A 7,946-nucleotide genomic window follows, 5' to 3' on the forward strand; every position below is an offset into this window, starting at 1 on the left:
ACGCGACGCGACGATTAAAAAAGGATTAGTGACGCAACGTTTCAACTTTTTCCAAAATGATGTCAGCTGAGGCCTTCATTTTCTGCTCCTCATCAGCGGTCAGAGCAATTTGAGTCAGCGATTCAATCCCGTTTTTACCAATGATGGCGGGTTGACCGATATAGACTTTGTAGGCATCACTGTAGGCGGAAACCGGGCAGGCTAATTTGGCATCGGAGAAGACCGCCATGGCTAATTTAACCGCACAGGTTGCAACGGCAAAATTGGTGTAGCCCTTGCCTTCGAACACCATGACGCCACCGAGGCGAATGGCTTCCTCAAATTTGTCCAAATCAACATTGTGGGAATGCTGCAACGTTCGAATTGGCACGCCATTAACCTGAACAGTTGACCAGGCGGTGAATTGAGAAGCACCGTGTTCGCCCAAAGCATAGCCAGAAACATTGTTGGCACTCACACCAAATGATTGGCCAACGACTTTTTGCATTCGGGCGGTATCGAGGAAAGTGCCCGTTCCAAAGATTTTATTTCGTGGGTAGTCGAGCTGCTCTTGTAAATATTGGGTCATGCAGTCACACGGATTCATGATGCTAATGATGATTCCGTTAAAGCCAGACGCCTTGATTTGCGGCGCCATGTCGGCTACGACCATTTTGTTAAATGAAAGCTCGCCCATGCGGCCATCCGCACCGCTGCCCATTGCGGCAACTTTGCCAGCCGTGATAATCAAAATATCTGCATCCTTTAATTCTGAGTAATCCTGAATTTTGATGGTAGTGTTTGAGTCCAAACGGCCCAAGGAGTCCTGCAAATCTAGTTGTTCAGCAACGACTTTCTTTTCATTTTTATCGATCATGACGAGTTCGTCAGCAAGTCCCTTAGTTACTAACGTATAGGCGATGGTTGCCCCAACGTTTCCCATTCCAATTAAGCCAATTTTGCGCATTGTAAATGCCTCGCTTTCGTATTATGTTTCCGTTTTCATTTTACAGCTAACGGAGCGAAAGAGGATTAAAGACGAATTAAAAACGGTCAAGACGGAAGGTCTTGGCCGTTTATTGTCGTATTAATTTACTTTACCTTTGGCAGTGTTTCAAATCGTTCCCGAATGAAGTTCGCTGATGCCTTGAACTTCTCCTCTTCCTCATCGGTCAGCGGCAAAGTGGTGACATACTCAACGCCATTTTTGCCAATCACGCCAGGTTGGCCGACGTAGGTTCCATACTTCTCGTTAAATGAGGAGCAGGGACAAGCTAATTTAGCATCCGACAAAACAGCCTGACTGAGTTTAATGGCACAAGTTGCGATTGCAAAGTTTGTGTAGCCTTTGCCGGAGTGAACGGTCCAGCCGCCAAAGCGGGCCTTTTCTTCCATATCGTCGAAATTAAGCTGCTTTTCTGCTTGGTAACTTTCGATGGCGAGGCCGTTTACCTGAACGGTTGACCAGGCGGTAAATTGGGATACGCCATGCTCGCCTAGCGTGTATCCGGTAACATTCTTGGGATCAACGTCAAACGTTTCCCCGACAACTTTTTGCATCCGAGCTGTATCGAGAAAGGTGCCGGTACCAAATACCTGGTTTTGAGGTAAGCCGGTTGCCTGCTGCAGGTAGTAAGTGATGCAATCGCACGGATTCATGACATCAATGAGGACGCCGTGGAATCCAGACGCCTTAATTTTTGGTGCAATATCTTGGACGATTTGCTTGGTATCCTTGAACTCTGCCCAACGGTCGCCGGAATTCTTGGTTAACGCATAAATGTTCCCAGAAGTGACAAATAGAATATCAGCGTCAGCAATCTCAGCGTAATCATGCGCCTTGATGGTGGTGTGCGAGTCTAGTCGTGCTTGGGCATCTTGAAGGTCGAGCATCTCAGCAGTTGCCTTCTCCTTGTTCTTATCAATCAGGACTAATTCATCCGCAATCCCTTTCGTAACTAAGGTGTACGCAATGGTCGCACCAACGTGACCGATTCCAACAATTGCAAATTTTCTCATATGTAAAAGCCTTCATTTCTTAAAAGTATGTGTCACTCTAATCAAATTCTCATTGTTTACTAATCTATCAATCATTTTAAAAACTGTCAAGTTGCGCCATTCTTATGATTTAATAAAAAGCGACACATTTGGCGAAAAAGACCAATAGGAAGGGTATACTTTGTGACTGCCAGGGTGTTTGGCGAACTAATTTTAAGGGAGGCAACAAATGAGCTTTCTAGAGCTAAAAGATATTCATAAATCTTACTATGTTAATAAAGAGGAATTTAAAGTTTTAAAGGGGATCAACCTGTCGTTTGAACGAGGGGAATTCGTTTCAATCTTGGGTGAATCTGGTGGCGGTAAAACGACACTGATGAACATCATCGGTGGCCTAGATGCCCGCTATACCGGGGAAGTCTTGCTAAATGGCAAGTCCCTTCGCGATAATAATGAGAAGAAGTGGGATGCCTATCGGCGCGAAACAATCGGTTTTATTTTCCAAAACTTCCACTTAATTAGTCACCTCAGCATTTTGGATAACGTCATGGTGTCCCTTGAAATGACCAAGCTCTCTCGGAAGGAACAGCTGGCGCGGGCCAAGGAACTTCTTGAGAAGGTTGGCTTGAAGGAACACATTCACAAGTATCCAAACCAGATTTCGGGTGGGCAAAAGCAGCGGGTCGCCATCGCGCGGGCGTTAGCGTCAGATCCCGAAATCATCATCGCCGATGAGCCAACCGGTGCGCTGGATTCTCAGAATACCAAGGAAATCATGGCCTTGCTCGATGATATTGCCAAGGATGACAAACTCGTCATCACCGTGACCCACTCACAAGAGGTTGCTAACCACGGAACTCGAATTGTCCATATGGAAGATGGTCAGATTGATCAAGATGACCACATCAAGGAAACCTTCCCAGTTTCCGACAATCCGGAAGTGCTGCCAACAAAGCGCTTAGGATTTGGTGCGACCGTCAAAATGGCGTTGAAGCACATGCGCTACAATTTGACGCGAAATATTTTGATTATTTTTGGTGCGTCAATCGGGATTTTCTCCGTGCTACTGATGTTGGGACTGGGAACTGGGGTCAAAGGGTACATCAACCACGAAATTTATTCGCAGGTGAACCCAACTTCAGTTCAAGTTGCGCAGAAGACGAATAGTCAAAAGCCGGCAAAGACGGAAATGACGCAGTCTGATGCTGATAAATTTGCCAAAATTAAGAACGTTAAAAATGCCAAATTGGGCTATTACGCTTCTGGTGCCACGGTCAATTATAATAAGACCAACGCGCAGCTCCAATTTGTGCAAACTAAGAATAGTACCATGATGGCCAAGAACCTGAAGAAGGGGAATCAACCTAAGTCTGGCGAAATTGCCATCACCAAGGCGGTTGCTAAGAAGTTCAATAAAAAGAATCCGAACCAGATGATTGGTAAAAAGATTACGTTCTACTTGCCTGGACTTAAGGCCAACAACCAACCAGTGACGATGAAGAAGTCACTGAAGGTTTCGGGCATCGTTGCGGATAGTAACGGTCCCGTCATCACCTTTAACACGATTAAATCCTTATATAAGGAAAACAACGTCAAATTTTACCCGAACTTTGTGACGGTTAAGATTAACGAAGTTGGTAACGTTGATAAGGTTCAAGACAAGATTAAGGCTTACAAAAATAGCGACAACAAGGGTAAGGCCCAGTATCAAATTACGGGTGTCGGTTCAATCGTTGATACACTGAATACTTATATCCAGTTAGCCGTCTACGTGCTTGCCGGAATCGCCGGAATTTCACTGCTTGTTTCAGCCATCATGATTATTGTGGTGCTGTACATCAGTGTGACGGAGCGGACGAAGGAAATCGGGATTTTGCGGGCGCTTGGTGTTCGTAAGGGTGATATTCGAAACTTGTTTATTTCTGAAGCGTTCTTCCTGGGACTGTTCTCAAGTATTCTTGCGCTAATCTTCGGTTACTTGGCGCAATGGGGAATCAACGCAATCTCGGATAGTGCGATTAATTACTCGCTGGTTGGCATTACGGCGGGGTACGCAACGTTTGGAATTGTGATTTCAGTTGTGATTAGCTTGTTAGCGGCCCTCGCACCGTCGAGAAGAGCGGCAAAGATGGATCCAATTGAAGCATTGTCGTATGAGTAAAATTTAAATTAGAGAGAAGTAGCTACCAGATTCTGGTGGCTATTTTTTTGTTTGAAAATCACAGCAACGCGTTTTCATTTATTTTGTGAAGAAATGTTTTATTAAGCATTTCTAACAAAGCCGTTGACTTATCAAATTTTCTTAACAGGCTTCATAATAGTCTATAATTAATTTTAATGGACACTGCTCCACGAATTGACAGCATGAAAACCCTTGAAATTATTTTCAAAGTGGATAAACTTTATCCACGAATACTAAATGAAAATTAAAAGAAAGGGGCACCCACATCATGAAATTTAAATCCGGAATCGAACAAACACTTTGCATTTTAACAATGTTGGCACTCCAAAAGAATTCAAAGCCAGTGCGCAGTTCACTGATTAGTGGACGTTTGGCTGTTTCAGACTCCTACCTAAAAAAGATTATGCGTCAACTTGTTGTGTTCGGACTGGTTACTTCAGATTCTGGGCGCGAAGGCGGATTCCGCTTAGCCAGGCCTCTTTCGAAGATTACCTTGTTAGATGTTTTTGATGTGATTGAGGGAAAGGCACAGTTTGCGCAGTCAAGCGGGCTTTCATGCCAAGTCTTTTCTGATCATGTGCAGGACCTGAATCGCAAAGATGCGCTAATGAACGCATTTGGAGAAGCAGAACAACTCTATCGCAAACGATTAAAGCAATTTAACCTAGGTCAATTACTGACAATTGACCATCAGGTAGACTGGGAATCAATTATAAAAGTTGGGAGGGAACACCTTAATGTCACTACTTAAAGCCGAATGGAAAAGCATGATTTCAAAACGTTGGACGCGGATTGTCATGGTTGCACTGATTTTCATTCCTTCATTATATGCCGTCATTTTCCTAGCATCATTGTGGGATGCATACGGTAAACTCTCTGATTTGCCGGTTGCCATTGTTAACCAGGATAAAACAGTTAGTTTAAATGGAACTAAAACAAACGTCGGAAATCGACTTGTTAAAAATTTGCACAATAATAACGGACTCAAATGGGAGTACTTGAACAGTGAATCCAAGGCTGACAAGGGTTTGAAGGATGGTAAGTACTATATGGTCTTGACCATTCCAAAGGACTTTTCGAAGAATTCGACAACTGTTCTAAATAAGACCCCTAAGCAAATGGATCTTAGTTACAAGACGGCGGCTGGTCATAGTTTCATCGGTGAAAAGATGACGACGAGTGCTGCCACCCAGCTGAAAAACAAGGTTTCCGCGCAGGTTACGAAAACTTACGCAAAGACAATGTTTGATGCCGTTAAATCTGCTGGTTCTGGCCTGACCAAAGCCAGCAATGGTGCCGGGAAGTTGGATAAGGGAACGGAAAAGCTCGAAGCTGGCGACAAGACGCTGAATGATGGGCTCCAAACCCTTTCAACAAGTACCTTGAAGTTCAAGAGTGGGGCGGACACATTTGATACCAGCCTTGGAACCTACATCAAGGGTGTGTCAAAAGTTAATAGTGGTGCTAAGCAAGTTAGTACGGGTCTAAACCAGTACGTTGCTGGGGTTGCCACTCTGAACGGTGGTGCCGGAACGCTCTCTGATGGCTTAACCAAGCTAGGCAAACAGGTTAGCCCACTTGCCAAAGGGGTTGACCAACTGAATACGGGGGCCAAGAAATTGGACACCGGTTTAACGACCTATACAAATGGTGTTAAACAAGTTTATACGGGGGCAAATAGCTTAAGTGACGGCTTAATTCAACTTCGAGATGGATCAACTCAGCTCGCAGGTGGAATGGATACGTTAGACGCCACACTGAAGGCCAACTCCGCTAAGATTGACGCCTTAAGCGGTGAACTTACCAAAGGTCAAACGGAGCTGAAAGAGGCTCAGACGGCTTTTGATCAAATTAACGTTAAGGTTGATGATATTCTCAATCAGACGGATCAAGGAAAAGATATCGACTCAGTCGTGACGCTTGCCACTAATCTGCAGACACAACTTAGTGGTCTTTCTGAAGAGTCCAATTTGACGCAATTACGTAAAATGGCCAATGATCCTAATTTGACGAGTGAACAACAATCACAACTTAATGGCGTCATTAGTGATATGAAAGATCGCCAAACGAAAATCAATGCGATTTCGTCTGATGTTAAGTCAATCAAAACGGCCGCTGACAGCTTAACTGGCAGTTCAAGCAACACGACTGCCGGAGAAGTTGCGGCTATTCAGTCGACGCTTCAAACGAAATTAAACGAATTAAACTCGGCATTAACCGCCGGATCAAACAGTATGACACAGTTCGCACAGCTTCAATCTGGGGTTAGTCAGTTAACCACGGCATCACACAAGCTGAACAGTGGCCTGATTACCGCAACCAACAGTCAGAACCTTGGCAAACTTGTGACCGGAATTGGGACGCTTAACAATAGCTCTAGCCAATTGACGAGTGGCGCTAACCAAATCTACGCCGGAACCAGTCAAATGGCCGGCAAGATGCCAACGTTGACGTCTGGTGTTAACCAGCTCGTTAGTGGTGGCCGACAGGTTGCCAGCGGGACAAGTCAGTTGAATTCCAAGAGTGGTCAACTGTCATCAGGTGCTGCTGCGGTTGCTTCTGGTACCCAACAACTAGCTTCAAATGGCACTAAACTTCAAAATGGTGCAGATACGATTGATTCAAGTGCTGGCCAATTAGCGACCGGTGCCGGCAAACTTGCCAGCGGTTCTAAGACTCTCAACAGTGGCCTTGGGACGTTAGGCGACGGAACGCACACACTTCACACGCAGTTAGCAGCTGGTGCCAAGCAAGTCGCTAAGTTAAAGGCAACACCTAAGACGTACAAAATGATGTCAACACCCGTTAAGGAAGATCATGATGAAACGGCTCCCGTTGAAAATAACGGAACTGGGATGACGCCATACATGATCTCAGTCGGACTATTCGTTGGTGGCTTAACGTTCACCATCATGTATGACCTATATTCACCACGTAAGTACCCTAACAAGGGGTCTGCTTGGTGGGCAAGTAAAGCGTCAGTTGTTGGCGCAATGGCTATTTTGCAGTCGATTGCGGTTGTCAGCTTGCTGATGATTGTCGACGGATTGCATCCATTGCATCCATGGGCAACGTTTGGCGTTACATTACTGACGGCGCTTGCGTTCCTCAGTCTGATATCGTTATTCGCGGTAGCGCTCGGTAAGGTCGGGTCGTTCATCATGTTAGTCTTCATGGTGCTACAACTATCAGGATCTGCCGGGACGTATCCAATCGAATTATCAAACGGGTTCTTCGAGGCCATCCACGGATGGTTGCCGATGACGTACTCGATTGATGCCTTGCGGAATACACTGTCGATTGGCGGACCAATTGGCAAAGACGTGCTGTACTTGTTCGTCATGCTGATTGTCAGCAACCTGCTATGGCTCGGATTCTACTTTGTTAAGCATCTTCATTTCCGTTTCCAAGATGATGGAACATGGACGGAAGACCATACCGGAATTCTAGATAAAATTAGATAAAATCATGAGTCAATATGTGCCGGAAAATACTGGGGATATGCTAGTATATGGGTGAGGAAACCGAGATGAGGTTTCCAGGTTAGATATTAGCTAAGAGGACGAACAAACCCTAATTAAGTAACTTTTTCTATGATCTTTGCATGTCATATATATGTTTAAGCACAACCCCTACCTCAAGTCACTCTTAGCCCTTAATATAGATGCGTCTCCCAGAAATGGGGGGCGTGTTTTTTTGTGGAACTCGTTTAAGCTATACAACAGTAAGGTGATGCTTTGCTTCACCAGTTTTCCTAACGGAACGCCATGCACCTTTTCCAAGCCAA

At 45.0% G+C, this 7,946-nt stretch carries 5 protein-coding genes; 3 read left to right on the forward strand and 2 right to left on the reverse strand.

The window, feature by feature from the left end:
• Window positions 1-25: 25 nt before the first annotated feature.
• Window positions 26-946 carry an L-lactate dehydrogenase gene (locus FD44_RS02495; protein WP_010620315.1) on the reverse strand — a complete coding sequence of 307 codons (921 nt, stop codon included), beginning with the start codon at window positions 944-946 and terminating at the stop codon, window positions 26-28.
• Between the two features lie 125 nt (window positions 947-1,071).
• Window positions 1,072-1,998, reverse strand: a complete 927-nt coding sequence (locus FD44_RS02500; protein WP_010620314.1) for an L-lactate dehydrogenase — start codon at window positions 1,996-1,998, stop codon at window positions 1,072-1,074.
• Window positions 1,999-2,206: 208 nt separating this feature from the next.
• Here FD44_RS02500 and FD44_RS02505 point away from each other — a divergent pair, with 208 nt between their 5' ends.
• The 3 genes from FD44_RS02505 (at window position 2,207) to FD44_RS02515 (ending at window position 7,623) form a co-directional block, all read left to right on the forward strand.
• Complete coding sequence (locus FD44_RS02505; RefSeq protein ID WP_010620313.1) at window positions 2,207-4,138, forward strand: ABC transporter ATP-binding protein/permease; 1,932 nt, start codon at window positions 2,207-2,209, stop codon at window positions 4,136-4,138.
• A 289-nt stretch (window positions 4,139-4,427) separates the two neighbouring features.
• Window positions 4,428-4,910, forward strand: coding sequence for an Rrf2 family transcriptional regulator (locus tag FD44_RS02510; RefSeq protein WP_010620312.1), 483 nt, complete (start codon window positions 4,428-4,430; stop codon window positions 4,908-4,910).
• On the forward strand, window positions 4,897-7,623 hold the full coding sequence (locus FD44_RS02515; protein ID WP_010620311.1) for a YhgE/Pip domain-containing protein: 2,727 nt from the start codon (window positions 4,897-4,899) through the stop codon (window positions 7,621-7,623). Before FD44_RS02510 ends, FD44_RS02515 begins: the two co-directional genes overlap by 14 nt.
• The last annotated feature ends 323 nt before the right edge of the window (window positions 7,624-7,946 follow it).

Source organism: Secundilactobacillus malefermentans DSM 5705 = KCTC 3548, from assembly GCF_001436395.1.
In the GTDB taxonomy this organism is placed as follows: domain Bacteria; phylum Bacillota; class Bacilli; order Lactobacillales; family Lactobacillaceae; genus Secundilactobacillus; species Secundilactobacillus malefermentans.

What these genes read in the sequence shown, in the direction of transcription:
- FD44_RS02515 (WP_010620311.1), top strand. Translation starts at nt 4,897, where the DNA reads ATGTCACTACTTAAAGCCGAATGGAAAAGCATGATTTCAAAACGTTGG.
- FD44_RS02500 (WP_010620314.1), bottom strand. Translation starts at nt 1,998, where the DNA reads ATGAGAAAATTTGCAATTGTTGGAATCGGTCACGTTGGTGCGACCATT.
- FD44_RS02510 (WP_010620312.1), top strand. Translation starts at nt 4,428, where the DNA reads ATGAAATTTAAATCCGGAATCGAACAAACACTTTGCATTTTAACAATG.
- FD44_RS02495 (WP_010620315.1), bottom strand. Translation starts at nt 946, where the DNA reads ATGCGCAAAATTGGCTTAATTGGAATGGGAAACGTTGGGGCAACCATC.
- FD44_RS02505 (WP_010620313.1), top strand. Translation starts at nt 2,207, where the DNA reads ATGAGCTTTCTAGAGCTAAAAGATATTCATAAATCTTACTATGTTAAT.